The organism is Paraburkholderia aromaticivorans (assembly GCF_012689525.1).
GTDB lineage: Bacteria > Pseudomonadota > Gammaproteobacteria > Burkholderiales > Burkholderiaceae > Paraburkholderia > Paraburkholderia aromaticivorans_A.
This window is the reverse complement of record NZ_CP051515.1, coordinates 3,107,631-3,133,764: the sequence shown is the minus strand read 5'-3', so window position 1 is coordinate 3,133,764 and position 26,134 is coordinate 3,107,631. Positions and strand designations below refer to the sequence as shown.

The 26,134-nt window shown below is 57.1% G+C and carries 23 protein-coding genes and 1 pseudogene; 10 read left to right on the top strand and 14 right to left on the bottom strand.

Annotation, left to right across the window (positions count from 1 at the left end):
* Nucleotides 1-222 precede the first annotated feature (222 nt).
* Nucleotides 223-1,656 carry a short-chain fatty acid transporter gene (locus HF916_RS25880; RefSeq protein WP_168791601.1) on the top strand — a complete coding sequence of 478 codons (1,434 nt, stop codon included), beginning with the start codon at nt 223-225 and terminating at the stop codon, nt 1,654-1,656.
* Between the two features lie 47 nt (nt 1,657-1,703).
* Here HF916_RS25880 and HF916_RS51015 read toward each other — a convergent pair.
* A pseudogene (locus tag HF916_RS51015) lies at nt 1,704-1,880 on the bottom strand (IS5/IS1182 family transposase); the annotation flags it as partial.
* Between the two features lie 368 nt (nt 1,881-2,248).
* Here HF916_RS51015 and HF916_RS25875 point away from each other — a divergent pair.
* Entirely contained in the window at nt 2,249-2,407 is a 159-nt protein-coding gene (locus HF916_RS25875) for a hypothetical protein (protein WP_168791600.1), read from the top strand.
* 7 nt (nt 2,408-2,414) lie between these two features.
* On the opposite strand, the gene HF916_RS25870 is transcribed toward HF916_RS25875, so the two are convergent.
* The 3 genes from HF916_RS25870 to HF916_RS25860 form a co-directional block, all read right to left on the bottom strand.
* Nucleotides 2,415-2,723 carry a hypothetical protein gene (locus tag HF916_RS25870; RefSeq protein ID WP_168792158.1) on the bottom strand — a complete coding sequence of 103 codons (309 nt, stop codon included), beginning with the start codon at nt 2,721-2,723 and terminating at the stop codon, nt 2,415-2,417.
* Between the two features lie 285 nt (nt 2,724-3,008).
* Nucleotides 3,009-3,890, bottom strand: coding sequence for a UTP--glucose-1-phosphate uridylyltransferase GalU (galU, locus tag HF916_RS25865; RefSeq protein ID WP_168791599.1), 882 nt, complete (start codon nt 3,888-3,890; stop codon nt 3,009-3,011).
* A gap of 383 nt (nt 3,891-4,273) precedes the next feature.
* Nucleotides 4,274-5,269, bottom strand: a complete 996-nt coding sequence (locus HF916_RS25860; protein WP_168791598.1) for a helix-turn-helix domain-containing protein — start codon at nt 5,267-5,269, stop codon at nt 4,274-4,276.
* 535 nt (nt 5,270-5,804) lie between these two features.
* Between HF916_RS25860 and HF916_RS25855 the strand changes: the two genes are divergently transcribed.
* Complete coding sequence (locus HF916_RS25855) at nt 5,805-5,990, top strand: hypothetical protein (protein WP_168791597.1); 186 nt, start codon at nt 5,805-5,807, stop codon at nt 5,988-5,990.
* A gap of 232 nt (nt 5,991-6,222) precedes the next feature.
* Here HF916_RS25855 and HF916_RS25850 read toward each other — a convergent pair whose 3' ends face one another.
* The 10 genes from HF916_RS25850 to HF916_RS25805 all read right to left on the bottom strand — a co-directional run bounded on the left by HF916_RS25850 (nt 6,223) and on the right by HF916_RS25805 (nt 18,420).
* Nucleotides 6,223-7,734: a glycosyl hydrolase family 28-related protein gene (locus HF916_RS25850; RefSeq protein ID WP_168791596.1), complete on the bottom strand. Its 1,512-nt coding sequence runs from the start codon at nt 7,732-7,734 to the stop codon at nt 6,223-6,225.
* 21 nt (nt 7,735-7,755) lie between these two features.
* Nucleotides 7,756-8,535 carry a WecB/TagA/CpsF family glycosyltransferase gene (locus tag HF916_RS25845; RefSeq protein WP_168791595.1) on the bottom strand — a complete coding sequence of 260 codons (780 nt, stop codon included), beginning with the start codon at nt 8,533-8,535 and terminating at the stop codon, nt 7,756-7,758.
* Between the two features lie 188 nt (nt 8,536-8,723).
* Nucleotides 8,724-10,157 carry a mannose-1-phosphate guanylyltransferase/mannose-6-phosphate isomerase gene (locus HF916_RS25840; protein ID WP_168791594.1) on the bottom strand — a complete coding sequence of 478 codons (1,434 nt, stop codon included), beginning with the start codon at nt 10,155-10,157 and terminating at the stop codon, nt 8,724-8,726.
* A 150-nt stretch (nt 10,158-10,307) separates the two neighbouring features.
* Nucleotides 10,308-11,489 (bottom strand): hypothetical protein, encoded by a 1,182-nt coding sequence (locus tag HF916_RS25835; protein ID WP_168791593.1) that lies wholly within the window; start codon nt 11,487-11,489, stop codon nt 10,308-10,310.
* On the bottom strand, nt 11,482-12,123 hold the full coding sequence (locus tag HF916_RS25830; RefSeq protein ID WP_168791592.1) for an acyltransferase: 642 nt from the start codon (nt 12,121-12,123) through the stop codon (nt 11,482-11,484). The genes HF916_RS25835 and HF916_RS25830 overlap by 8 nt, the downstream gene beginning before the upstream one ends.
* A gap of 4 nt (nt 12,124-12,127) precedes the next feature.
* Nucleotides 12,128-13,492, bottom strand: coding sequence for a lipopolysaccharide biosynthesis protein (locus tag HF916_RS25825; RefSeq protein WP_168791591.1), 1,365 nt, complete (start codon nt 13,490-13,492; stop codon nt 12,128-12,130).
* A gap of 6 nt (nt 13,493-13,498) precedes the next feature.
* On the bottom strand, nt 13,499-14,779 hold the full coding sequence (locus tag HF916_RS25820) for a capsular biosynthesis protein (RefSeq protein ID WP_168791590.1): 1,281 nt from the start codon (nt 14,777-14,779) through the stop codon (nt 13,499-13,501).
* A gap of 47 nt (nt 14,780-14,826) precedes the next feature.
* Nucleotides 14,827-15,693 (bottom strand): glycosyltransferase family 2 protein, encoded by an 867-nt coding sequence (locus tag HF916_RS25815; RefSeq protein WP_168791589.1) that lies wholly within the window; start codon nt 15,691-15,693, stop codon nt 14,827-14,829.
* A gap of 32 nt (nt 15,694-15,725) precedes the next feature.
* Nucleotides 15,726-16,865, bottom strand: coding sequence for an NAD-dependent epimerase/dehydratase family protein (locus HF916_RS25810; protein ID WP_168791588.1), 1,140 nt, complete (start codon nt 16,863-16,865; stop codon nt 15,726-15,728).
* A 139-nt stretch (nt 16,866-17,004) separates the two neighbouring features.
* Nucleotides 17,005-18,420: an undecaprenyl-phosphate glucose phosphotransferase gene (locus HF916_RS25805; protein ID WP_240975501.1), complete on the bottom strand. Its 1,416-nt coding sequence runs from the start codon at nt 18,418-18,420 to the stop codon at nt 17,005-17,007.
* 570 nt (nt 18,421-18,990) lie between these two features.
* On the opposite strand from HF916_RS25805, the gene HF916_RS25795 reads away from it, so the two are divergent.
* The 7 genes from HF916_RS25795 to HF916_RS25765 all read left to right on the top strand — a co-directional run bounded on the left by HF916_RS25795 (nt 18,991) and on the right by HF916_RS25765 (nt 26,020).
* The gene (locus HF916_RS25795; protein WP_240975500.1) at nt 18,991-20,064 is read left to right on the top strand and encodes a polysaccharide biosynthesis/export family protein; all 1,074 of its coding nucleotides are present in this window, start codon (nt 18,991-18,993) and stop codon (nt 20,062-20,064) included.
* A 2-nt stretch (nt 20,065-20,066) separates the two neighbouring features.
* On the top strand, nt 20,067-20,504 hold the full coding sequence (locus HF916_RS25790; protein WP_168791585.1) for a low molecular weight protein-tyrosine-phosphatase: 438 nt from the start codon (nt 20,067-20,069) through the stop codon (nt 20,502-20,504).
* A 42-nt stretch (nt 20,505-20,546) separates the two neighbouring features.
* Entirely contained in the window at nt 20,547-22,787 is a 2,241-nt protein-coding gene (locus HF916_RS25785; RefSeq protein ID WP_168791584.1) for a polysaccharide biosynthesis tyrosine autokinase, read from the top strand.
* A 114-nt stretch (nt 22,788-22,901) separates the two neighbouring features.
* Nucleotides 22,902-23,762 (top strand): 3-deoxy-8-phosphooctulonate synthase, encoded by an 861-nt coding sequence (kdsA, locus tag HF916_RS25780; RefSeq protein WP_168791583.1) that lies wholly within the window; start codon nt 22,902-22,904, stop codon nt 23,760-23,762.
* Nucleotides 23,759-24,313 (top strand): KdsC family phosphatase, encoded by a 555-nt coding sequence (locus tag HF916_RS25775; protein WP_168791582.1) that lies wholly within the window; start codon nt 23,759-23,761, stop codon nt 24,311-24,313. The genes kdsA and HF916_RS25775 overlap by 4 nt, the downstream gene beginning before the upstream one ends.
* The gene (kdsB, locus tag HF916_RS25770; protein ID WP_168791581.1) at nt 24,297-25,088 is read left to right on the top strand and encodes a 3-deoxy-manno-octulosonate cytidylyltransferase; all 792 of its coding nucleotides are present in this window, start codon (nt 24,297-24,299) and stop codon (nt 25,086-25,088) included. Before HF916_RS25775 ends, kdsB begins: the two co-directional genes overlap by 17 nt.
* Nucleotides 25,085-26,020, top strand: coding sequence for a KpsF/GutQ family sugar-phosphate isomerase (locus HF916_RS25765; RefSeq protein ID WP_168791580.1), 936 nt, complete (start codon nt 25,085-25,087; stop codon nt 26,018-26,020). The genes kdsB and HF916_RS25765 overlap by 4 nt, the downstream gene beginning before the upstream one ends.
* Nucleotides 26,021-26,134 lie beyond the last annotated feature (114 nt).

Genomic DNA, 26,134 nt, shown 5'->3' with positions numbered 1-26,134 from the left:
AAGACTATTGGCGCAACATGCACGTTGAATAGTTCGTTCGTGGTTGCGGCCGGTCTTGCAAGCGTTTCCTTCCCGTGACATTGTCATGTTCATGGGGGGCGTGTTGCCTTCGCTGCAGTTAGCGCGTGGATCGTGTATGGTCCGGCGCGGTGATATGCCACTGCGGCGTAGGCCATTTGTCAGCCAAGCGTAGCTGTCAGCGCCAGGCACAGGCGCCTGGAAATGCTGCATCAGCAGTTCGCGACCATAGGAACCGAAAGCATCGTGAGAAAGAAAGACATCAATGCAGTTGGCTCAGACCGCAGTGCGCGTCGTGGCAACGTCGTCGCGGGACTCGTCTACGTATTCGAGCAGGTCATGCCGGACCCGTTCGTCCTTGCAATTGGCCTGACCCTCGTGGTCGCCTTGCTGGCCGTGGCGTTCGCGCCGCATGCGTCGCTGCCGGTCATCCTGACCTCCTGGTATGGAGGCACGTTCGCTATTCTCGGCTTCGCGTTGCAGATGATCCTGATTCTGGCGACTGGTTTCGCGATCGCCGATGCGCCGCTCGTCCAGCGAGGCTTGCGAGCGATGGCCGCCCGAGTGCACTCGCCGACTCGCGCGGCGCTGCTGGTCTTCCCGATCGTCGCGGTAGCCGCCTGGCTCAACTGGGGTCTCGGCCTCGTTGTAGGTGCACTCCTGTCGCGAGAGATTGCCAGACGGGTGAAAGTGGATTTCGCATGGCTCGTTGCCGGAAGCTACTCGGCGTGGTCTGTCTGCAATAGCGGCCTGTCCAGTTCGATCGCGTTATCGCAGGCATCGCACGGCAACGCATTGAATCTTGTTGAGAAAGCCACGGGGCAAGTGATTCCATTGAGTCAGACGGTATTCGCGCCGTTCGTTTTCATTCCGACCATACTGGTCGTTGTCGTCATGACGGCGATCTTCATCTGGATGCACCCGAGTCAGGACGATGTCGTCGCGTTCAATGCAACTGAGCCCGAGCCTGCAGCCGCAGAGGCGGATCCGCATGCCCGGGGTTCAGAGGCGTCCTCCTTCGCTGCACGCGCCGAACGGTCGATGCTCGGCATGCTGCTCGTGTTGGCGCTGGGCGGCGGCTATCTCGCGATGACGTGGTACAGCAAGGGCTTTGAGCTGGACATCAACACCACGATCCTGATCTTTCTGCTGGTGGGGCTGGCGCTGCAGCGCACACCCATCGCTTATGCCGATGCGATTCGGCGCGCTGCGCGGCAGACCGGTTCGATGCTGCTTCAGTATCCGATGTATGGCGGCATCATGGGCATCATGACCGGAACCGGGTTGGCGTCGACGATTGCCAAGACTTTCGTTGCAATTGCGACGCCGGTCACACTACCGGTCTTGAGTTACTTCAGCTCGCTTATCATCACACTGCTTATTCCGAGTGCGGGAGGGCACTGGGCTGTTCAGGGTCCTTTCGTTCTTCCCGCTGCATTGAGCCTGCATGCTTCGGTTCCACGCACGGCTATGGGCGTTGCGATGGCGGAAAACGTCTCGAACATGCTGCAACCTTTCTGGGCTGTACCCGTCGTTGCGATCGCCGGCATTCGCATCCAACGTGTCATGGGCTACACGGCGATTACGTTTGCTGTATCCCTTGTTATCTATGCAGCGGCGCTTTGGCTGATTCCTTGATCTGATCACGTGGATGTCGGCGAAAGAATTTTTCGGGTCATCCGGTTTTGCCTCGGGGCAGTTTCAAGTGCCGCGAGATAGCGATTGATGCTCGACTCGATATCCTCCGTTTGCCGATTCAACTTGGCGCTGGTCAAGTTGCGCTCCCGACTGTTGACTGCATTGAACTTACGGCTTTCGATCGCGACGAATGCATCCGGGAGCAGATCCAGTCGTTGACATAAAGTGAACCGCGTGGGCATCTTTGCTTTTCGAACGGCGAAAATCGTATCGTCGTTTGTTTCTCGTTTGAATCCCCTCGCAGTGCGACGCCTCAGTGCGCAAACGGAGGCCGTCGCGCGGCTATTTCGTCTGTGCTATTCCGCCCGTATTAAACCTTCATATAGGTTGACCCACCATTTGACGTCGTAGGCAACCGTATGTACGGCTAGGCGCAGGAACTCCGTCTGATTAACTTTGAGTCATCGCGGTGCAGGTATTTCGACCGCAGGCAGATCACTCTCTCAGACGGACATATCATGGCCAGATCGTTGCTCTTGTATCCTGAACCCTGGCTCATCGCGCAACTGACTCGACGCCTATTTCGAGGAACATGAACGTGCCTCAGGCGGACGCGCTGTCTGCGGATGCAGACGCAGATGCGCCATTCAAGCCATTGACTGATCGCTTCGAGGCGTTCGTGGTCGCGGTTGGGATCGACAATCAGATTGATCGCGACTCATCAAAGAATCTACGATGGATTGAAACGTGAAGGGTGACTATTCGTAGCCGAGCCTGTGACTCAGAATGGGCGCGAAAAAGAGTGCAATCGCAGAGCCCGCTGCCTTGCCTTCGAGTTCCGCGGCCGCAGCCGCAGCCCGCATTCCATACAAGTGCACGAACAGCTCAAATAACTGGGGTAGGCAATAAAGTACTGCAATCGCAATGCAATAAGCCTGCACGACGGATATGCGCCAACCCTTTTCGAAGGCGACGGCAGCGGAGACAATGCGCAGAATGGCGAACAATACGAGCGCACCCACGGCTGCCTGTTCGCGGACCAGATACTCTGGAATAAACTCGCCCATAACTTCCTGTGCACCCGCTACGTTAAACCACCTGAAATTGACAGCCATCCGTTCGAACTTTGCGGTCGGATGGCCGATTGCCTTGGGGCAATCGTTCTTCGACATCGAGCAACGAGCCGACCGATTTTGATATTACCGAAGCCGCACTAGCGCCATGAAGGCGCGGCTGAATGAACCATAGTCTTGGCCGATATCGTCAAGGTTTACGGGCCGTCGGACGAATGCCCATTCCTTTTGTCGCAAAACCTGCGGTCGTGTTGCCCGTATCTACGACGGATCAGTCGGTCAGCATGCGAGCACCGGCGAGCGCGCAAGCAGGTACTCTTCGAAATCGACGGCCACTTCCGGGTGACGCAAGGCGAACTCGACGGTCGCCTTCAGATAACCGAGCTTGCTGCCGCAATCGAAGCGCGTGCCGTGATACTTGTACGCCAGCACCTGCTCGTCGGCGAGCAGCGACTGAATCGCGTCCGTCAGCTGCAATTCGCCGCCCGTGCCCGGCTTCAACGCACGCAGATGTTCGAAGATGCGCGGCTTCAGCACATAGCGGCCCACCACGCCGAGATTCGACGGCGCCACGCTTGGCTCCGGCTTTTCGACGATACCCGACATCTTGATGATCGAGTCTCCCCACCTCTTGCCGTCGACAATCCCGTACGACCTGGTTTCCTGCGCCGGGATCTCTTCGACGCCGATCACCGAGCTGTGATAGTGGTCGAACACCTCGATCATCTGCGTCATGACGGGCGGCGTGCCGTACAGCAAGTCATCCGCGAGAATGACGGCGAACGGGTTGTCGCCCACCAGCTTTTCGGCGCACATCACCGCGTGGCCCAAGCCCAATGCTTCCGGCTGACGCACGTAGAAACAGTCAACATGGCTCGGCTTGATGCTGCGCACGAGCTCCAGCAGCTTGTCCTTGCCGCGTGCCTCGAGTTCCGCCTCGATTTCATATGACTTATCGAAGTGATCCTCGATCGCGCGCTTGCTGCGGCCCGTGACGAAGATCATTTCGGTGATGCCGGCTGCCATTGCCTCTTCGACCGCGTACTGGATCAGTGGCTTGTCGACAATCGGGAGCATCTCTTTCGGGCTAGCCTTCGTGGCAGGGAGGAACCGGGTGCCGAGACCCGCCACCGGAAATATGGCCTTGGTAACTTTGAGCATGAGTTGTCCGGGTGTTCGCGATACAGACGCTAAAGCGTAGCCTGCTTTCTAAAAGAGATGGACCCAAAGCGAGTCTGACCAGACAGCGTTTGCGCATTGCCTGGCAGATCAACTCGGGGTGGTCGAGCGCAACCATAGGGGCGAAAACCGGCTATTGATGCGGGATGGCGGAAGAGGCACCGCTATTGGCTAAAGCGAATACATGAAGGCTTGGCGGCGCCGCTCATAGCCCCGTTACGACCCAATCAGTGTATGACGATGCTATGTACAGATATCATTGGCGAAACCCGCCAAAATAATCTCTTCGCGGAAATTTCAGGAAGAACGGGCGGCGAACGGAATTGCGGCGTTTTCCATCGGTAGGGCTTAGCCGGGACGTTCGCTCAGGATTGCTCTGTCGGAGACGTCTCCCTGCCCATGCGGTAATCGGTGGGTGTCGTCGCAAGATACTTCCTGAACAACTTGGCCAACTGACCGCCACTGCCAATTCCGCAACGCCGTGCAATCTTATCGACAGGTAAGCGCGACTCGACGAGCATCCGGCAGCTCATGTTAAGACGAGCGCGGAGCAGATAGTCGGAGGGTGTCATCCCGATCTCACTCTTGAAGCGGCGCAGGAAGTTGCGCTCGCTCATCGCGGCCACCTTTGCGGCCGCGTCGATAGAAACAGGCCGGTCGACGTTTGCCTCCAACCAGCGTGCCGATTCCATAATCTTTTCACTGACCTTGGGCGCCCCGCTGCGGGAAATGGACATGTCCCAAGGCATATCCTGCTGAGGAGCAACCGATTCGGCAACGTGGCGCGCCACTTCCAAGCCCATATCCTCTTCCACGATACGCAGTGCTGTGGCAACCTCAGTCGGAGCTTCGCTCAGCGCTCGTGCTTGATAGTAGTCGCTCGTTTCATTGTCGCCATATAGGAGGGGACAGTAGCGGCTGGGAAGCTTTGCTGCTTCCAGTAGCAGCCTGCCCTCGGCGATCGGATGAACGATCTCGCTAAATGGATGCCTGCGGCGCAGCCAATTGCTAAGGCGTTCATCGCGGCACGCATGTGGTACGCCCGCGCCACCTGCGATAAACAGCAGATGTCTGTCATTCGTGACATGGCGCGAGTCGACACTTTCAGTCCAGACGAATACTGACGACGAGCTTGCTATACGGCCGCCCGCAGCTGACAGTAATGAGACGTCATAGCGCGCGCGACGCAATTGCTGTGATGCGCCGAATGCGTTCGCTTTCTGGAAGATCTCGATAATTGCTGCCACTTTGGGCAACGCAAATCCATTGAACAACGCTATGTCGACGCGAGTCATCTGACGCGTCGGCGTCCGCACGGCACTTTGCCGCGAGCAGCGCGGCAGAGTATGTACCAGCTCCATTTGATTTTCCCCGGAATGTTTTGGCCTTCAAAGCCCCTTCCCCAGACTCTCTGTATTTTTTATCTTTGCATGCTATAGAACTGATTCTAGCGTAATTATTACATGTCTGATTTGGCCAACACATTGGCTGTTCACGACCTGACTGTCAAAAATTCCGAAGTAGCGGAGAAAATCCGCCATCGGGTGCATCCGCAATCCGATTGGAACGGATTTATGCTGATTGCGATAAAATTCCACGAGAAATGAGACGGAATGTATAGCGTCTTCATAGATATGGTTTAAGCGAGGGTGCGTTATAAAAATAACCAGCAAAACGCTGATCATTGCCCCGCTCAACCTTACGAGATGTCACTCGATTCGATCTTTTTCAAGGTAGGGCTTTCCTGGGTAATTTCCGGTAGAAACTCCCGCTATCATGGAGTTGCTACTGCCAGTTCGCCCGCCTAGACCGGATCCAAGCAGAATTTTGCGGCGGTTTGCCATATTCTCAGCGCGCAGGGCTAAATAAGTCCTGAACGTGGCCGATAACGCGTTCATGCGTATAGAAGAAATTCAGACAATCATTAACGCCGCTTGCGAGACTGCCGATGCCATAGTCGGCGCGCGTGAGTGGACTACGGCCGAAGATGCGAGCGCAATGCACGAGTTGATCTTCTGGGATATGCTCGCCAAGCAATTGCCCGACATAAGCGTCGCCGATCTGCAGTCGATTCTGAAATAGCGCCTTGCGAGGCTGGTTCGAGACGAGACAATACGTGCAAAGCCCATCTTCATTCAATTCATCCGCTTACCAGGCATCGCGCGTGTCATCGATCGGACCAAGGGTGCCAAAGGACTCACATTTGCTCAGCGGCCGATTACGTCTGCGATATTCCTTCAATTGCGGATTTAAATCGGACGGCGAATAACAACCAACAGGCGCGGCGCATCGCGCGGACCCCTGTTGTTTCCGCTCAATTCATGTACCACTTGTCGACGTATCTGGTGAATGCGTAGATCGTGTCCGCTGTCAGCACAACGTCCTTGGATGAACGCGTCACGATGCCCGATCCGTGAACGATCGTCACATTTGCATTCCCCAGTACGCGAATCGTTTGACCGTCGGCGGCGCCGGAGAAATACGAGATTTCTGTGGGTGTCATATAGTTATCAAGCACAACGAGACCTGAGCCGGTGACGTTGACAATCCGCGTCCCACCCGGAGGCTTGGTGGTGAGCGGCGCACCTGACACGCTCGACCCTTCATGGTTCTGGACCAGGAACAATCCAGCCTGATTGAAGCTTCCCGCGCATGCGAAATATTGATTGCGCGCATCAGGATCGGATTCACTGACGTAATCCTCGAAACCGTACTTCTGAAGACGCTCTTTTCGACCCTCGGAGCGACATGAGGTCAGTACGTTCGAGCGCGACTTTGGCGACATATAGAAACCGCTGTAGGTGCCGACCTCGGCGGAACTATTGTTATAGCCGAAGCACGTGCTCCATATTGCGCTGCCATCGACATAGAACCCGTGGCCGATATTGGAGTCGGCCCGGCACTGCGAAATGCGGTGTTGTGATCCTCGCAACGGTGCGATGTAGATGCCGCGTTCGGCATCCTCGCCAATGCAGTTCGACAGGAAATTGTTTGCCCCGCCAACGACAATCCCGCACAGAAGAAGGTCCGGCGTCACCAAGCCTCGGCCCGCGATCAGAGAAGGGTTGGCTTCGATACGGTTGAGGAAATCGTCGGTGCCGAATGCTTCGATGCATCCGGAAACCCGGTCGCGTTGGCGATTGAGCAAAACGTTTGTCGTCAGAATATCTTCAAAGACGACGCCAAACCCTGCGAGGTGCTGAAAGCCCTGGTCGGCAAAATTGTTGGAGGTGCAACGTCGTATAGCCGCCCATTTGACCAGTTGAAAGCGCACTCCGCCACCAGAGAAATTTGCGCCACGTCCTTCAAAGTTAATGCCGCTGATGCCGATTCCGCGCACGAGTGTCGATGGCGTATCGACCACGAAGCCGTGGTCCGCCTGTACCAGGGTTACGCCGGAAATATGGCCCGGAAGATAACCGAACATCGTGCTACTCGATACCAGCGACACGCCGTTCTTCAGGATGACATTGCAGCGATAACGCCCAGCAGGAAAGCGAACCACACCGCCGCCACGTGCCTCGAGCAGGTCGATCGCAGACTGGATCGCGACGCTGTCATCCGTGCGGCCATCACCCTTTGCACCAAATCGCTTGGGATTGATATCAGAATCGTTCAACTCTTCGGCCACCGTGCGGACGATACTCGTCGGCGCCGCTGCCTTGAATGCGACCGATTGAGCGTTGCTTGTTCCCGACGGCGTGTCTTTCGACATCCCCGTATCTACAGATGACGCGTCCGGTTTCGTTTGCCCATTGACGGCCGCCGCCGCGCTGAGAATTGTGCCTGCGAGGGCACCCTTGATTGCCTGTCGTCGGTTAGTCACGGTATGACTCCCGTTGGTCATTCATTTATTGCGTGCAACTGCGTTATTGACGAGTTCCCTGAGCAGAACAGTAGGGAATACCAAAGCGTCGTGTGCATAGCGGCGCAACAGACGCCGGGGCTCGGAGACGATCCGATGCAGCCATTCGAGACCGGTCCTGCGCATCCAAACCGGTGCGCGCACTTTCTCGCCTGCAATGAAGTCGATCGTCGCACCGGCGCAGATCGCCACCTTTGCGCTGATGCGTGCCCTGTATTCATGCACCCATAGTTCCTGTTTGGGCGCGCCGAGTCCAACGATCAACAGATCAGGGTCGGCTGCGGCGATTTCGTCGAGAATGCGATTGCACTCGGACGGCAATGTTTCGAATCCGAAAGGAGGGCAGTACGTACCAACTACCAGAACGTTCAACCAGCGCTGTGCAATGATCCGCGCGGCGCGCTCCGCAACGCCGGAGCCGGCACCGAGCAGAAACACGCGCATGGGCTGATTCATTGACCGCGCGTGATGAAAGAGACTCGGTACGAGATCGCTGCCGGGCACGGTTTCCTTCAATGCGCGACCCATCATTCGCGATGCGAGTACCAGCGGCTTACCGTCTGCGAGCACCATCGACGCGCCTGCATACGCGACCTGGAATGCCGGAGAGTTTCGGAGTTTGACGACATGGTCCACATTCGGCGTGACCACGTAACGGCATCTTGCGCGCGGCGATTCAAGCCACCGCGCCAACGTCTCCGCAGCCGTGTCCATGGAAATGGCGTCTATCTCTATCCCAAACATCGTGCATTTCGTGGTCATTTAACATGCCTTAGGTCGATACGACGTGACGAAGCGCTCCGAGTGACAATTCAATCGGAGACTTTGGATAACTAAGTACGTGAGAATCTTGTTGAATCAGCCTTGTTCCGGCCTGATATACGCGAGATCGATGGGGTGAAACGCGCGGGGCCGCCTCTGTCGAAGCGTGCGCGAACAGCACTTAAGCGCTATGCGGTGCCGGTTCTGCCATAGCGGTCCTCAAGCCGAACGATGTCGTCCTCGCCCAGATACGCTCCGGACTGAACTTCGATCAGTTCAAGTGGGATCTTTCCCGGATTGAACAATCGGTGCGAAACGCCAACGGGAATATATGTGGACTGGTTTTCCGTCAGTAAGTCCTCACGGTCGCCGTTCGTAACTAGCGCCGTGCCCCTGACTACGATCCAATGCTCGGCCCGATGGTGGTGCAGTTGAAGACTCAATTGGGCACCGGGATTGACAACTATCCGTTTGACCTGGAAGCGCTCGCCCTGGTCGATGGATTCATAGGACCCCCACGGGCGCGTCACGCGCCGATGCGTAACGGACTCGCGCCGTCCCGATGCATTGAGAGTGTCGACAATAGTCTTTACGTTCTTGGCGCAGTCGCGATGTGCGACGAGCACAGCGTCTGCCGTTTCGACGATCACCAGATCGCTGACGCCAATAGCCGCGACCATGCGGTGCTCAGCGCGGATATAGGAATTCGACACGGAATCCTGCAGCACATCGCCTATGAGCGCATTACGCTGCTCGTCTTGCGGCGCAATTTCATGCAGTGCAGACCATGATCCGATATCGCTCCAGCCGAGATCGTCCACAGAGATAACGGCCGCGCGATCCGTACGCTCGAGAACCGCGTAGTCCACCGAGATGCTTGGGCATTCGGTGAATGCATCTTTGCCGAGCCTGAGAAATTGCAGATCAGGACGTGCGTCCTGGTATGCTTGATCCGCGAGACGGGCAACGTCTGGTTCGTATCGTTTCAGTTCGTCCAGGTAGGCGGCTGCGCCAAACAGGAAAATCCCGCTGTTCCACAAGTAATCGCCACTGGCCAGCAGCTCGGCGGCGAGTGCGATGTCAGGCTTCTCGACGAAAGCGCTAACGTTGTACGCCTCGTGCTCCTTGTCTGCCAATGACTCACCCTTGCGGATGTATCCGAACCCGGTATGCGGCGCATTCGGCACCACGCCGAACGTGACGAGTCGTCCATCGCGCGCCAGAGCAATGCCAGTTTCGACTGCATTGTGAAATACGCCTAAGTTTTGAATGACGTGATCGGACGGCAGTACCAGCAACAGCGCTTTCGGATCATCCTGAATGGCGAAGTGTGCCGCGGCCGCAATCGCCGCCGCGGTGTTTCTCGAGACAGGTTCAAGAATGATCGCAGAGACGTCCAGAGCGATTTCCTTCAATTGATCGACCAGCTGAAAGCGGTATTCGGCATTTGAAACCAGAACCGGCGGTCTGGTGTTGCCGAGAGCATTAACGCGTCTCAACGTAGTCTGCAAAAGCGAGTGCTCACCCGCGAGCGTAAGGAACTGCTTCGGTTGACCGCCACGAGACATCGGCCACAACCGCGTTCCACTGCCGCCGCATAGAACAACTGGGAAAATGCTCATGTGTTTCTATCCTGTGTGCCCCGTTCGATGTGAACTCTACTGAGCAACCTATATGCTGTGCGATGCCTGTCTTAATTCGACATAGTTTTGGCAGATCCGGGTAACCCACTACAAATGCGCTGAAAATGGCGTTCGTGAGACGAGTCGGACCTATTGCCGCCCGGCTACCGAGGGATAGTCTCGGTAGGCGAGAAGCATGAAGATGAAGATCGACAGACCGAGTGGTTCGATCATCAGCAAGCCTGCGAAAACGGCAAAGACAAGTGGCGCCATCCCTCCGAAATCTCTACGCACCCGGAGCCAGAGAACCCAGCAATAGATGATCGTCACGGGTACGCCGTATTTGTAGATCATGCCGGTAATCGAGTTCGATATGCCGGCGTCGTTCTCCTTGATGTACCCATATTCGTCCAGCGCAAGGGCGTTGTAGGCGTCCAGGTCGCCGCTTGGACGACCGAGCAGCAAGCTGTCTGCGGCGGCGCGTGCACCGAGTGTCATATCGTTGATTCGCACGGTGATGCTTGAGTCGCCCTGTAGCGAGCGGCCGAAGAGGGTCGAGAAGGCGTCGTCGATCGCGCCGGGGGCGGCCAGTACAAGTGCCACCACAATGCCCAACATGATCGCCGCGAGATTCGCGAGTCGTGGCTGGCGCTGATGCATGTAGCAATAGGCGGCGAATGGCATCAAGACCGATAAGGCTCCCATGGATTGAGTCGAGAGAGCCGTCAGAAGAAATACCCAGTTGGGTCGCTTCTTGTACTTCAGAAAGTTGTATGCGAAGGCCATCGTCAGCATTACGCCGTACACACCGGCTTCCCAGAAAATGCCCTGATTGCGGTAGTGATTGAAGCGCTGCAGATCGGTCGAGCGAACATAGAGAAGGCCGAAGACCGTGCTGTATTCGTCATCGATATGGCGTGCGATGCCGGGGGCGACGTAGGCGAGCGGATAGAGAACTAGCGAGATGATCGCCATGTAATACATCACGTCGACAAAAAGCTCGCGAAAGTCACGGCGTGTCCGCTTGAAATATATGCACGCAACGCCCGCGATTAGCGCTTTTAAAATGACGAAAAGTTCCTTGTCGTCGATCTGAAAGTCCTGCGCATAGCTGGCAACGAAAATCGCGATAACCAGAATTCCATAGCTACCGCGGATTGCTCGAGGAAAGCGCACCGATACCAGGAAGCTGCAAAATAGAACGACCACGATTGCGGCGATCATTGCGGAATTGCCGACGCGAACCACAACGATCCAACCGCCGCTGACAAGCAGGATTGCGGTCAGCAGTAACGAGGCGCGGATATCGCGGCGGAAGAGGACATTAAGCATGATTGATTTCGGTTGTGACACTAGCGGGACAGGCGTTGCGCGCAGAAGGCGCACCCTTTAACCATTGCTTATGATCCTGATGCCAGTGTCGGACCACGCGGGCAGGTGCGCCGACGGCGATGCAGAAATCGGGGATATCGCTTGTGACGACGGCGTTAGCGCCGATCACGCAGTTGCGGCCAATTCTTGCTCCGAGTATCACGACGTTCTCGCCAATCCACGAGCCGTCGCCGATGCTGACCGGGCGACGCTGAATCAGGTCTTGCGTCTTGACCGGCTTGTGGATGTCTTCGTATCCGTGCATATAGTCGGCGATATAGACCCGATCGGCGATCAGTACGTCGCGTCCGATCTCGATCGAGTGGGTGACGATAATATGCGCACTGTTGCCGATGTAAACACGGTCCCGGATATCAAGTCTGGGTTGCACGGAGAATGCGTGAATTGTCTCGATCCATGCGAAATTGTTAATGAAGACGTCGGCGCCAATCGCGATGTTGTCCGATCCGTCGATCCGGATTGGCCTGAGAATGCGGGAACGTGCCCCGAACCGCACGAAGAAAAAAGGATACGTCAGGCTCTGAAGTGACGTCCTGAGGCGATTCCGGATCTTGAAGAAGATGCCTATATTCACGTGGCTATTCCGTTTGTGTGCGTTTGGCGTGAGGCTTCAGAAGCGTGGCGATCTCACGTCGGTAGAACGACAGCGACGGATAGACGCAGATACCTAGAATCTTCCATGCCACAAGTCCCTCTGCGAGTTTCTCGCCTGCCAGTGCAAGAGCGGTAGCGAGTGCCGCGCCGGTTCCGCCAAGCGTCGGCACGAGAATCGCGGCAAGGGCTATGCACGCCAGGGTCGCGATTACCATCGCATTACGGATGACTCTCTCGAGTCCGTGAACGACCAGTAAAGGACGTATCGAACCGCTCGCGACCACGGCTAGTTGTCCCGCGCTCAAGAAGAGGAGTGGGCCATAACCTGCCCCAAAGTCATTGCCGAACAGTCGCAACAGTTGGTGACCCGATATGACCAATACGACGAAAAGACCCGAGACGAGGATCAGCAGTGCAGCTGACACCCGTTGAACGATCCACTCGATATCGTGCTTGCTGGAAGTACCGCGCATCATCGAGAGTTTGGGCCCCACTAGCGCGTCGATAGGTGGGACCAGAAAGCCCGATAGCGTCAGTGCGACGCGTTGTGCGACCGAATACCCGCCCACGTCGGAAGGAGAAGAGTGGATTCCCACGGCAAAGACCGCGATCCAGAGCAGCGCCATCTGACAGGTGTTACCGATCAGTAGCGGCAGTGCTGGTCGAAGCAGGCGGATATTCCATACCGGGCCGATTGGACTGGCGAGGCCAGCGGCATTGCGCATGAACGTACTGAAGGGAACGTACGCAATAGCGAGGTTGACGATCGATGCGCCGACGAAGATATATGCAGCTGTCACCGCACTCGACGGCGGCATGCAGAACAGTGAAAGGAAAGAGAGGAGCGGTACCCAGACGCTGAAGACGGCGATGCTTCTCTCTGGCTTGCCGATGATTTGCAGAAACGGTACGTGCATCATGGCGATCGAAGTAGGTAGCAATGCCACTGCGAACCACACCAACACAGACGCAAGTTCCTGCTTGTGAAAGACGTAGAGCGCCAAGGGTCTCGATAGAAGAATGACCGTAAGCGTGAGGGCGAGACTCGCCACCGCGGCGAGCAACATGGTTTGACGGTACAAGTGTCGTAGCTGTACCCATTGACGATCGCGTACCATCGGACCGCCGTCGCGAATGACGATCTGTTCGAGGCCGAGACGGCAGAATGTCGACAGCACCGACAGAAACCCCAGGCCGATCATGTAGAGACCCGTCTGCGACGCGCCGAGGTAACGGCCGAGAAAGATCACGAACGAGAAATTCGTCACCGCGCCCGATAGCCTGAAGATGAAGCTCGACGCAATACGTCTGACGATGGTCGGCGACCCTGGAAGTCCGGCTGGCGTCATAACTGTTTATCGAGTTTCAACGCGGAGTGACTCGATTACGCGCGCAGCAATACCGCGCGTATAGCCGAGATCGACGTCAGTGAAGTGTCCGGGGAAGAAGTACCGGTCGACCAGCGCGCCAAGTAACATATTCGGCGCAGGCTTCGACCTGTCGGCTGGGTGTTCGACCAAATGCCCGAGTTCGGCTGGCGTCCGGGCCGGCAGGATTCCGTTGAGATGATCGTAAAACGATTCGCCGAGCACGATGACCCTGTGTCCGGCCGCGAAAGCATCAAGTCCCGTCAACGAGTTGACCGTGACCGTTATACATGTCCGGGCAATATCCTCGGATAGCGACCGACCGCTGAGTTCGATTCTCTCCAGGCGCTCCACCAGCGCATAGAATGCTGCGCTGTATTTTCGCCGGTACAGCGGATGTTCACGGACGACGACTTTCCAGTCCCGTGGGATACCCGACATCACGAACTCGATCAGTCCAGCATCGCTGAGCTGAAGTGGATTGTGATAGATGTTGTTCGCGTCTTCAGGCACCTGCATTGCAAGAAGGAGCGTCTTTCGCCTGTTCGAGACGGCGTCCGATTGGCGCACCAATGCCTTGTAACGCGACGACGGGCACTTCTCAAGCCGATACGGACGGAGATCGGGCGGCAGGAAGCCGGTAAGCCGCGACTGTGCAACGATAAACTTGTCGACCAGCGAGTAGAGACGATTGTTCCATCTCGGACGCTGATTCGGTACGACCAACTCGGGACCCGTCGCGGGAAGATCGGCAAGAGCCGTTCGGAACGAACAATTCGCGTTGACTCCCTCGCGATCCAGTAGCGTCGTGCGATACGGCCCCTGCTCGAAAAACCATGTCGTCGCGCGCGAATCGGCCAGTGTGCGCATCAACACTTCGGCAGGCAAGCGTGTATCACCACTGAGGATGGCCACGTCCGGATCGAACTGCTCGATCACCGATCGGCTCACTTCGAGCATCGTCCGTGCGTGGCGGTTGAGCGCGCCCCGTTGCGGATCGGTCATACCCGGATCGGACGAGTGGAAGCGGATCAGAGCCGATATCACGTCCGGGTCGGTCGAACGGTCCTTGGACCTCGTCAGGAATGCCTTCCATGACAGCGCCTTGGTCGCACGCCCGTGCAACCGGAAGTACGCCCACGCACTTGGAAAAACCGCTAGATGGAGAAATTCGACGTCGGGATCCAACTGCTTCCATGCATCCTCTATTGCACAGAAGAAGCGCGCCATCGGATGGTAGTAAACCAGCGTGACAACTTTAGTTTTCATAGTGTGTGAGTGAGCCAGGCGCCGGCCGGATACGATGTCGAGCGTGGTTATGCGACAGTCCGTTTCATCAGAAACGCGTCGCGTAATGCACGAAGTTCGATCTTGTGACGTGCCACCGCATGAAAAACGGTCAACACGATTGCCGATGCAGCAACGGCCAGATTACGGGTTTTCAGTCCGCAGTAGAGCCAGTTGCGCGTCAAGTAATAACGTGAGAAATCTGAGCGGCTGCCGCCCGTCGAAGAACTGATCTTGTGCTGAAGATGAATGGTCGGCGTGTAATACATCTTGATTCCGGCCCTTTTCAATTCGAGGCAGAAGATCGTGTCGTCGTAGTAGACGAATAGCTCTTCCCACATGCGGATCCCGGAGTCTTTTAACGGCCGCGATTTGACGATCAGCGAGCAAGTTGGCGCGTAGTCAACCGGATACAGCAGATTCCTGGTCAGACGATCCGGTTTGTTGTGGCCGAAATGACGGCAACCGCCTTTCAGGTAGCTCAGTTTGCCGCCGGCATACCACGGCTTGCCGGGCGTGTCGTAATAAAAACTCTTTGGCGCAAGAGCGTCAACGTGCGGATTGGCAATCAGAATGTCCACTTGCTGCTGGAGGAAATCGGCGTTGACTTCGATGTCGTTATTCAGAAAAAGGACATGCGTGAAGCTTTCATCCGGAAGAAAAAAGTCCAGTCCCTGATTGTTCGCCGTGGCGACACCCACGTTCGATTTGTTGCGAATGAACGAGAACGGGACCTTCAGATCAGCGCGAATTGCGGCTTCGCTGGCCTGGTTTTCGACATCGTTCTCGATACAGAGGACATGGAAATCCGTGAATCGTTGAGCGTTCATGCTCGCAATAAACCCTGCGATCACAGGATCCGATTTGAAAAGGACGGTCACAATGCCAATTTTCATCGCGAGGCTCCTTGAAGAGTGAGGGTGCGCACTTAGTTCAACAACCCGCGACTGCGCATCTCGGCGACCGATTGGTCGTAGCCGGCATCAGAAATGGTTTGTTCTTCGACCCACTTGCAGAAATGCATCGCGCCCTCTGCAAACGACACTTTCGGCTCGAAATCGAGCTCCTTGCGAATCTTCTTCAAGTCCGCATAGTTGTGGCGGATGTCGCCGAGACGGAAATTGCCCGTGATGTTGAGTGCGCCGGTGGCGCCGTAGAAGCGCTTCAGCGTTTGCGCGACCTGAAGCACGCTCGTTGCCTTTCCTGATCCGACGTTGTAGGCGACACCCGCTTTATTCGTTGCATCGAGCGCGAGCACAATGGATTCGACGATGTCGTCGATATAGACGAAGTCGCGACTCTCGAGACCGTCTTCGAAAATGTTGACGTCTTTTCCCTGAAGCAGCAGCGTGGAGAAGATCGAGAGAATGCCGGTGTACGGATTGCGCAGCGACTGGCCCGGTCCATATACGTTCTGAAAGCGGAGGGCGATCGCGCCGATACCGAGCGTCTCGCAGACGGTCAGAACCAGTTGCTCCTGGAACAGTTTCGTGACGCCGTAGACAGAGCTTGGATGGGTCTTGGAGGTCTCGTCGGTCGGGACCAGTTCGAGACGTTCGCCGGTTTCTGGGCAAAGACAATCATACAGTCCGAGACGCATATCAGAGGCTTTCCGCGCGCCTGGATATACATAGCCCGCGTGCCCGCGATATTTGCCTTCGCCGTAGATCGAGCGGGACGACGCCACCATGACCCGACGGACGGTGCCATGCCCCGCGTCACGTGCTTCGGCGAGTAAATCGAGCATCAGCGACGTGCCACGGACGTTGGTCTCGACATAGTGGTCGATCTGGTACATGGATTGACCGGTACCCGTTTCCGCAGCCAGGTGAATGACGGCTTCCTGACCTTCCAGTGCGGCGCGCCAGTCTTCACGGCGACGTACATCACCTTGGATGAAGCGCACGGATTCAGGCAGCGACTTGAACAACGGCGATTCATCCGGATTAGTCCCGTGAATCTGCGGAGAAAGGTTGTCCAGCACGGTAACAGTGTCGCCGAGGCGGTTAAGGGTACGCGCGAGTGCACTGCCGATAAAGCCGGCACCACCGGTGATCAGGATATTCATGCGAGCTCGAAGATTGAGATAAAAGTCAAAAGGGGCTGCTTTTAGTGTGAATCGCAGCGCTGATCCCGGGACGCGAGACACAAAATTGGGCGACTAGCGGCTACAGAACGCGTGTGTAGAACGTAAGAAACACGAGCCTTCAATACGCGTGGGCGCCACCGAAACCATGGATAAAGGTTTTCAGAACGATCTTGAGATCGAGACCGAAAGTCCAGTTCTCGATGTAGTAGAGATCGAACGCGATTCGTCCTTGCATCTTCTCGATCTTGTCGGTTTCGCCGCGATAACCATTGATTTGTGCCCAACCCGTAATGCCGGGTTTGATCCTGTAGCGAAACATGTAGCCGTGCACGAGGTCTTTGTAGAGTTCGTCGTGTTGCAACGCATGCGGGCGCGGACCGACTACGGACATGTCGCCTTTGAGGACATTGATGAACTGGGGCAACTCATCGAGACTGGTCTTGCGTAGCAGCGCACCTACCGGCGTCACACGAGGATCGCGCCGTTTTGCCTGAGTCAACTGGCCGGCATCTTCCGCATGGACCACCATCGTCCGGAACTTGTAGATCTGAAATTCGTTGCCGTTCGCGCCCTTGCGCCATTGGCGGAAGAAAACCGGTCCGGGCGACGACAACTTCACAAGTATTCCGATGACCAGCATCAGCGGCAACAAACCGAGTAATGCGAGGGCGGCAAAAGTGCGGTCGAAAATCTGTTTGGGTACAAAGCGTGGATCTGCTGACGGCGATGCCAATAGATTGATAGCGGATAGGCCGACAACCTCTGAGACCGAGTGATTGAAAAGGGAAATGTCACGCACGTTCGGAATGAAGCGGACGTTCACGAAGTCATGCCGGAATGCGTTCAGTACAGCGTGTACACGTGCTTCATCCCGCAGCGGCAGAACGAGCCAGATTTCCTTGATGCCTCGGGTGCGAACCGCCTTGGCAAGGCCATCGAGAGAAGCGACCACCGGAAGTCCACCGGCGTACGTGGAGGCAAGCGGATCCTCGTCGAATACACATTCGGGAGAGAAACCCGACTGAGCGTTCTTACGCAAGCGATCGATCAACGTAAGGCTGAGCGGATTTGCGCCGACGATCGCGACCGGTTGGACATTGATGCCACGTCGCCATAGCTGTTTCGACAATTGATGCTCCGCGAGCCGCAAGGTGACAAGGAGCGCAAGCGACGTGACGAGCCACGTCCCGCACCAGAGCCGCGACAGGGTGTGCGCCTGATGTGTCGTAAAGACCAGTACGAGGCCCAGGACGAAGACGGCCACCCAGCCGATCGTGACGAGCGTCACCATTTCCAGCGGACTCCGTCCTCGCCACGATTGATAGATGCCGAGCGTGGGGAATAGCAAAACGGTCATCGCCGTGTTGAAGGCGACGAGAAGCAGCGTGGGATCGCTCCACGCAGTGAAATCGTCGAAACGGAATACATACGCGATCGCGGCGCCCGCCAATACAAGACACGCATCCAGCAAGGCGAAAAGAAAGGCAGGTGCGCGAGTGCCGGGATGAAACCCAAGCGGTTTGACTGTTTGCATTTGCATTCCCCTAGCGATTTGTTTGCGGGCGCTAACCGGTTTTGCGTCGCATCATAACCACGAGGTTGGCGGTGAAAATTCCGATGACGGAAAACGGCAATGAATCGTCGGAATTGACTCAACGCGCGCATGCGTGGCGTTTTGACATCGGCCGGAAGCCGCGCGGTGACTTGATGTCCGATTCGGCCATATCAGGCGCGAAGTCGTAAGACCTGGCCTCGAAGACATCGGGCGCCGCCCAGGACTTTCCGTATTTCGCCAAATGCATGCCGTTTTCGGTCAACGCGATTCGCCGCGCCGCAGCATCGGTAATATCCGATCCCGGTAAGACAAGCCGTCAAGAAAGCGACGGCAGACTGTGCGATGCGGTCTCACAGCCGTAAAGCGCGACTGACATTCAAGGGCGTTCGAACAGACCATAGGTCATCGCTCTTTCAGCCAGTCATTTCGAAGTCTGCAGATCCACACTGCCTTAGCACACTGCCAATGAGAAATCGCTTTGCATTACTTATTCAACGCTTGTCCCTGTGCTCGGTGGTTGCGCTTGGTGCTTGCGCATTTGCGCCTGGGATGAGTTTCGATCCACATAAGCCGATCGATCCCGAGGATCCTTCTTCAGTGCCGGTGATCACTCCGATTACGTTCAAGCTGATCGAGCAGGAATCGTCGGCCCGCAAGGCTGCCATAGCGGCCGACACCAGCTATGCATCGTTGATCGCGCCACCCACGACCTACCGGATCGGGCCCCAGGACGTGCTGTCGATCATCGTTTGGGATCACCCGGAGCTGGTGATGCCTAACCTCAGTTACGCGATCGGTACCGACTCGGGCGCTTCTCCGGCTACAGTCGGCATGGCGGCGCAGAGCCTGCCTGGCTTTGTCGTCAGCAAGGACGGATATGTCCAGTTTCCCTATGTCAGGAAGATGAAGGCCAGTGGACTCACTGAGTTGCAACTGCAGCAAGAGTTGATTGATCACCTGAAGCAGAACCTCAACGATCCGCAGGTAACGGTGCGCGTCATCGGATACCGCAGTCAGAAAGCCTATATCGATGGCGAGGTACGCCAACCGGGCGTCAAGCAGATCACCGATGTCCCGATGACACTCGCCGAAATGCTGAATCTGGCAAATGGAGTTGCGGCAACCGGCGACCTGAGCAGAATCGAACTGACCCGCGGCGGCATCACGCATCGGATCAATCTTCCTGAAATGTTGAAGCGTGGGCTCAATCCGAAGGACATTGCGATCCGTGACCAGGACGCGATCCGGGTCCCGCCTTTGATCGAACATCGGGTCGTGGTCTCGGGTGAAGTCGTGAAGCCGGGGCCTGTCGTGTTCAAGACGAACGGTCACCTGACGCTGAGCGATGCGCTTGGCGATGCGGGTGGTGTCAGCCAGTTAAGCGGCGATGCGGGTGAAATCTATGTGGTACGCGCGAAATCGGACGATGGATTACCGAAGATATTCCACCTCGACAGCAAGTCGCCGACCGGAATGGTGCTTGCCGCTGGTTTTGAAATGAGGCCGGACGACGTCGTGTATGTAGACGCGCCAGGCGTGATCAGGTGGTACCGCGTTGTGACGCCTCTGGTGGGCAGTGCGACCGGAGCGTATTACCTGCAACGAACTGCATCGGGTAACTGAACATGGTCCAGTCGGTTCTCGTGGTCTGTATCGGTAACATCTGCCGAAGTCCGATGGCGGTAGGGCTTTTGCGCACACGGCTGCGCCATGTTCGGGTGGAGTCCGCAGGACTGGGCGCGCTTATTGGCCACCCTGCGGACGCGATGGCGCGTGAGTTGATGCGCGAGCGCGACATCATAATCGACGATCACCGCGCCCGCCCGCTATCGGCGCCTTTGTGTGCGCAGTCGGATGTGATCTTCGTGATGGACGCAAAACAGAAGCAGAGCGTGGTCGATCGCTATCCGACCACGCGTGGAAAAGTATTTCGGTTGGGCGAATTCATTGATCAGGATATTTTCGACCCTTACGGAGGCGAGCGTTCGGATTTTCAAGCGTGCCTCACCTTGATTGACCGCGCGATCGAAGACTGGGTCGAGCGACTCAAAATTGTGGCTTAACCGAGCGGACGTTTGTCCGCTCGCTACCTTGGCACCTATTTGATGACGCAAACTAAATTGCCTCCCACGGGGGCACCCGATAGCGAAGAAGAACTGGATTTCGTGACGATCCTCGACGTGCTGATAGAAAGCCGGTGGCTGATCGGCATTGTCGTGGCCTTCTTCGTCGTGGCCGGCACGCTCTACGCGTTTTTGAGTAATCCGGTCTATGAAGCCGATCTTCTCATACAGGTCGAAGACAGCCCGGAAAGCTCGGCGGAAAAGGGCCTCTTGGGCGATGTTTCATCGTTGTTCGACGTGAAATCGACGGCCGCCGCCGAAAGCCAGATTCTGGCGTCGCGCCTCGTCGTTACGCGTGCGGTCGACAACCTCAAACTGTTTATCGACGCACAGCCGCGCTACTTTCCGTTGATCGGGAACTGGATAGCGCGTCGCAGTCAGGAGCTTTCCACACCCGGCCTGTTCGGCATAGGTGGCTACGCATGGGGAAACGAGCATATCGATGTGGCGCAGTTCGACGTACCGGTATCGCTCGAGGACGACAAATTCCGCCTGACGGTGATCGACGCGACGCACTACCGGTTGACCGGCGACGATCTCGCTGACCCGTTTATCGGGCAGGTGGGACGGGTCGAGTCCGTACCGTCGTGTTGCGGAAAGATCCTTCTCTGGGTGAAATCCATTCGAGGTCGGCCGGACACGCAGTTCGTGCTTCGACGCCACTCGCGGATGAAGAGTATCACCGACTTGCAAACCAACCTCGACGTTGAAGAGAAGGTGAAGCAATCGGGCGTATTGATTGCAAGTCTGCTCGATACCGACCCGGTGCGCGTAGCGGCTGAGTTGAACGCGGTTGGCGATCAGTACATCCGGCAGAACGTCGATCGAAAGTCTGCCGAAGCTGCGCAGTCTTTGGAGTTTCTAAACTCGCAATTGCCGGTTATCAAGCAGCGCCTCGACGAGGCCCAGCAACGATATACGGCGGCGCGGAACAAACTCGGCAGCGTCGATCTGACTGAGGAAGCGAAGGTAGTATTGCAGCAATCCGTCGATGCAAAGACCAAGCTGCTTGAACTCGAGGAGCAACGCCAAGGGCTGGCGGCGCGATTCAATGGGCACCATCCGGCGATCCGCACGATCGACGGGCAGATCGCGACGTTGCGTCAATACAGCGACGCGGCATCCTCCAGAATCAAGCAATTGCCCGACGTTCAGCAGCAGATTGTTCAGTTGCAACTCGACGTTCAGGTGAACACCGATCTATACACGTCGCTGCTGAACAATTTTCAGCAATTGCAACTCGTCAAGGCGGGCAAGACGGGGAATGTGCGGCTTGTCGATACGGCAGCGATTCCTGAGAAGCCGGTCAAGCCGAAAAAGGCGATCGTCCTTGCCGGATCGCTGGTCGTCGGCTTGTTCGCAGGTGCGGTGCTCGCCTTCGTACGCAACATGCTGTTCCGCGGCATCAGCGATCCAACCGAGTTGGAACGCCGCACGGGGCTGCATGTGTACGCGACGATCCCTTTGAGCAAGCGTCAACAGGAGCTAAGCAGGACGTCGGGTGCAAAGAAAGCGGGTACACACGTTCTCGCAGCCGATTCGCCCAACGATCCAGCTATCGAAAGCTTGCGCAGTCTGAGAACTGCGTTGCAGTTTGCGATGGTCAACGCGCGAAACAACGTCGTACTGTTGACGGGATCAGCGCCGGCCGTCGGTAAGTCGTTCGTGTCGGTGAATTTCGCGGCGGTGCTCGCGGCGGGAGGCAAGAAAGTGCTGCTGATCGACGGAGACTTGCGCAAGGGGCATTTGCATCAGTCGTTCGGATTTGAACGCGGTGGCGGATTTTCAGAGCTGGTGTCGGGTCTCTCGACATTCGAGCAGGTCGTGCGGCGCAATCTGATTCCGCGACTGGACTTTGTTTCGACTGGAACACTGCCGCGAAATCCCGCGGAGCTGTTGTTGGGTGACCGGGTGGCGTCTTATATCGAAGACCTGTCGAAGATGTACGACGTCGTGCTGATTGACACGGCGCCTGCACTCGCAGCCGCCGACGCCGGGATTCTCGCCCCGAATGCCGGCACGGTGTTCCTGGTCGCCCGGGCGGCGGTGACGAAGGCAGGCGAGATCGCAGAGGCGGTCAAACGGCTCGCCCAAAACGGGGTTGAGGCAAACGGCGTACTCTTTAACGGACTGAATCTGTCGCACGCGCGGTATGGCTACGGCTCCAAATATGGCTCTTATCGCTATGCAGCCTATGAATACGGAAGCGAGACGCGTAGCTAACGTCAACGCATGCAGTGGATGAGACTAAAAGACTGAAGACCGCCGCGCTCGGATATGTCCGTGTACGGCGGTCGGGGTCAACCGTTCTAACTCTTTCTGGCGTGGATGTGAGCGATGAAGATAAACGATCGTGCGGTAGAAATCACAGGCGCGGTAACGGTCTCGAACCGTCTGCCGTTTGTATTGTTCGGCGGCATCAATGTCCTCGAAGACCTCGACTCGACACTGAATGCCTGCCGCCACTATGTCGACACAACGGCGAAGTTGAACATTCCGTTCGTCTTCAAAGCTTCGTTCGACAAGGCGAATCGTTCGTCGATCCACTCTTACCGTGGAGTCGGAATCGATGAAGGTCTGAGGATCTTTGAAGCGGTCAAACGTGAGTTCGGCGTGCCGGTCATCACCGATGTACACGAGGTCGAGCAGGCCGCACGTCTTGCGGAGGTCGTCGACGTGCTCCAGGTGCCGGCATTTCTCGCGCGGCAGACGGACCTCGTCGTGGCTATTGCCAAAACGGGCCGAGTGGTCAACATCAAGAAGCCGCAATTCATGAGCCCTTCGCAGGTCGCTCACATTGTCGGCAAGTGCCGTGAAGTCGGTAACGACAACGTCATTCTCTGCGAGCGCGGTAGTTCGTTCGGCTATGACAATCTGGTGGTCGATATGCTCGGCTTTCGGCAGATGATCGAAGCGTCGGACGGCGCGCCGGCGATCTTTGACGTGACGCATAGTCTGCAATACCGCGATCCGGGCGGCGCCGCTTCAGGCGGCCGGCGTCGCCAGGCCGTCGAGCTCGCGCGTGCCGGTCTCGCGGTCGGCCTGGGTGGTCTCTTTCTGGAAGCACATCCAGATCCAGATCGCGCGCGCTGTGATGGTCCGAGCGCGCTTCCGCTTGCCGTGCTCGAGCCGTTTCTCCAGCAAATGAAGGACCTTGACGATCTGATCAAGAGTTTGCCGGCGCTGGATATTCAATGAGCAGGCCACGGGAGTATGGGGGGAAAATCCGCCTCGTTCTATTCGATGTGGACGGCGTGCTGACGGACGGCTCGCTGCATTTCAATGGCGACGGTGAATACCTCAAGTCTTTCAGCGTACGCGACGGCGTGGCGATCGGATTGTTGCGGGAATACGGCATTGCGACCGGCGTGTTGTCCGGTCGATCGAGTGCGCCGCTGACGCGCCGGGCAAAAGAACTCGGTTTCGACGTGGTGGTGACCGGCAGCCGCGACAAGTTGTCCGCGTACGAGGCGATCAAGCTGGAGCGGGGATTGCAGGACGAGCAGATCGTCTACGTCGGTGACGACGTGATTGATTTGCCAGTGATGTTGCGCGTGGGACGCGCGTTCGCCCCCGGCGATGCACACGTGCTTGTATTGCGTCACGCGGATCATGTCACGCGCGCGCGTGGCGGTCACGGTGTCGCCCGCGAAGTCGCCGAGAACGTGTTGCTGGCCGACGGGATGACGCTTGACGAGATGTATCAATCGTTTTTGACCGGGGAGGTGCGCAGTGCGATCGTCCAGTGACCTTGCTTCGATCCACGTGGTGATTCCGGCTCGCTTTGGGTCGACTCGCTTGCCCGGCAAGCCGCTCATTGATCTGGCGGGCGAGCCGATGATCGTACGTGTCTATGAAGCCGTTCGAGCAGCATTGCCCGAGACGGTGGACGTTGTGGTGGCCACAGATGACGAGCGGATTATCGGAAGTCTGGAGGCGTACCGGATTCCCGTCCGGATGACCGACCCCGAACATCAGTCCGGAACTGATCGGTGCGCGCAAGTCGCGCGTGAATTGGGCTGGAATCCAGACGATCTGGTCGTCAATGTGCAGGGCGACGAACCGCTCGTTCCACAGCCGTTGCTTGCGTCGTTCGTGCAATTCTGTGCGAATGCTCAGCCCTTCGACATGGCGACTGTTGCGGTGCCTTTAACGGAAGTGTCCCACTTGACCGATCCAAACGTCGTCAAACTGGTGGTCGGCGCGCAGGGGCAGGCAATCGTGTTCTCACGTTCCGCAATTCCGTTTTGCCGCGATCTTCCGCCGGACGACTGGCCGTTGTCCGCGTACTTGCGTCATGTCGGTATCTACGCCTATCGATGCTCGGCGCTCTACAGGCTGACGGAGACACCTTCATGCGAACTTGAAGAGCTCGAGAGACTGGAACAGATGCGTGCGATCTGGCTGGGTATGCCGATCCGCGTATTCGAATGGCCGGAGCCCCCGCCGCCGGGTGTCGATACGAAAGAGGATGTCGCGCGAGTAAGGGAAATACTTTTTGTGAACGCTTCGGGGAGATCATGACGGCCCACGATTACATCTCGTCGGCGAAACGGGTTTTCGCTTTGGAGTCCAGTGCCGTTGCCGCGCTCGCGTCGGGTCTGGACGACGACTATGCGCAAGCGATAGCGCGCATTCTCGAAACGCGCGGCCGTGTGATCGTATGCGGCATGGGCAAGTCTGGAATCATCGGTAAGAAGATCGCTGCGACCTTCGCGAGCACCGGCACGCCTGCGTTTTTCATGCATCCCGGCGAGGCGTATCACGGTGACCTCGGGATGGTCACCAGTGACGACGTGTTTCTCGCCATTTCAAATTCGGGCGAAACCCACGAGGTTGTGCAACTGCTCCCATTTCTGCGAAACAATCACAATTTCGTGATCGCAATGACGGGTAATCGTGAGTCGACACTTGCCCGCGCGGCGCATTGCCATCTGGATATCGGTGTCGAGAAAGAGGCTTGTCCGCTTCAACTGGCGCCGACCGCTTCGACGACTGCGACGCTGGCGATGGGCGATGCGCTCGCCGTGACGTTAATGGAGGCGCGCGATTTCAAGCCCGAGGGCTTCGCGCGTTTTCATCCGGGAGGATCGCTTGGGCGGCGACTGCTGAGCACCGTGGGCGATGAGATGGTCCGCGACAAGCTTCCGTTCGTCGGGCCCGATGCGAAGGTCATGGAAATCGTCAGCGAGATGACGCGCGGCAGTCTTGGGATTGCGATCGTTCGTGACGAAACGGGCTCGGGCCTGATTACCGACGGTGACGTTCGCCGTTTGATCGAGGTCCACGGTCCCCATGCGTTCGAAAAATGCGCGGGAGACTTCATGTCCAGAGAGCCCACGATGGTGTCTCCCGCGACGCGCGTGCAGGACGCGTTGGCATTGCTCGACGAACGACGGATTACGTCGCTACTGGTAGTCGAACACCACCACATTGTCGGTGTTTTCAAGAAGTAAAGGTGCATGCTCGGCGTGTTTGGCACAGCGGCTGGCGTTATTTCAGACAAATCCATGGCCCCGGGGCCAGCGATCGTTGTCGACAGCACGCTGTGAGTAATATCGGCAGTCAAG

What these genes read in the sequence shown, in the direction of transcription:
- HF916_RS25855 (WP_168791597.1), top strand. Translation starts at nt 5,805, where the DNA reads ATGCGTATAGAAGAAATTCAGACAATCATTAACGCCGCTTGCGAGACT.
- kdsA (WP_168791583.1), top strand. Translation starts at nt 22,902, where the DNA reads ATGAAGATAAACGATCGTGCGGTAGAAATCACAGGCGCGGTAACGGTC.
- HF916_RS25820 (WP_168791590.1), bottom strand. Translation starts at nt 14,779, where the DNA reads ATGAAAACTAAAGTTGTCACGCTGGTTTACTACCATCCGATGGCGCGC.
- HF916_RS25875 (WP_168791600.1), top strand. Translation starts at nt 2,249, where the DNA reads ATGAACGTGCCTCAGGCGGACGCGCTGTCTGCGGATGCAGACGCAGAT.
- HF916_RS25845 (WP_168791595.1), bottom strand. Translation starts at nt 8,535, where the DNA reads ATGACCACGAAATGCACGATGTTTGGGATAGAGATAGACGCCATTTCC.
- HF916_RS25790 (WP_168791585.1), top strand. Translation starts at nt 20,067, where the DNA reads ATGGTCCAGTCGGTTCTCGTGGTCTGTATCGGTAACATCTGCCGAAGT.
- HF916_RS25860 (WP_168791598.1), bottom strand. Translation starts at nt 5,269, where the DNA reads ATGGAGCTGGTACATACTCTGCCGCGCTGCTCGCGGCAAAGTGCCGTG.
- galU (WP_168791599.1), bottom strand. Translation starts at nt 3,890, where the DNA reads ATGCTCAAAGTTACCAAGGCCATATTTCCGGTGGCGGGTCTCGGCACC.
- HF916_RS25775 (WP_168791582.1), top strand. Translation starts at nt 23,759, where the DNA reads ATGAGCAGGCCACGGGAGTATGGGGGGAAAATCCGCCTCGTTCTATTC.
- HF916_RS25810 (WP_168791588.1), bottom strand. Translation starts at nt 16,865, where the DNA reads ATGAATATCCTGATCACCGGTGGTGCCGGCTTTATCGGCAGTGCACTC.
- HF916_RS25880 (WP_168791601.1), top strand. Translation starts at nt 223, where the DNA reads ATGCTGCATCAGCAGTTCGCGACCATAGGAACCGAAAGCATCGTGAGA.
- HF916_RS25870 (WP_168792158.1), bottom strand. Translation starts at nt 2,723, where the DNA reads ATGGGCGAGTTTATTCCAGAGTATCTGGTCCGCGAACAGGCAGCCGTG.
- HF916_RS25765 (WP_168791580.1), top strand. Translation starts at nt 25,085, where the DNA reads ATGACGGCCCACGATTACATCTCGTCGGCGAAACGGGTTTTCGCTTTG.
- HF916_RS25785 (WP_168791584.1), top strand. Translation starts at nt 20,547, where the DNA reads ATGACGCAAACTAAATTGCCTCCCACGGGGGCACCCGATAGCGAAGAA.
- HF916_RS25805 (WP_240975501.1), bottom strand. Translation starts at nt 18,420, where the DNA reads ATGCAAACAGTCAAACCGCTTGGGTTTCATCCCGGCACTCGCGCACCT.
- HF916_RS25840 (WP_168791594.1), bottom strand. Translation starts at nt 10,157, where the DNA reads ATGAGCATTTTCCCAGTTGTTCTATGCGGCGGCAGTGGAACGCGGTTG.
- HF916_RS25825 (WP_168791591.1), bottom strand. Translation starts at nt 13,492, where the DNA reads ATGACGCCAGCCGGACTTCCAGGGTCGCCGACCATCGTCAGACGTATT.
- HF916_RS25795 (WP_240975500.1), top strand. Translation starts at nt 18,991, where the DNA reads ATGAGTTTCGATCCACATAAGCCGATCGATCCCGAGGATCCTTCTTCA.
- HF916_RS25835 (WP_168791593.1), bottom strand. Translation starts at nt 11,489, where the DNA reads ATGCTTAATGTCCTCTTCCGCCGCGATATCCGCGCCTCGTTACTGCTG.
- HF916_RS25815 (WP_168791589.1), bottom strand. Translation starts at nt 15,693, where the DNA reads ATGAAAATTGGCATTGTGACCGTCCTTTTCAAATCGGATCCTGTGATC.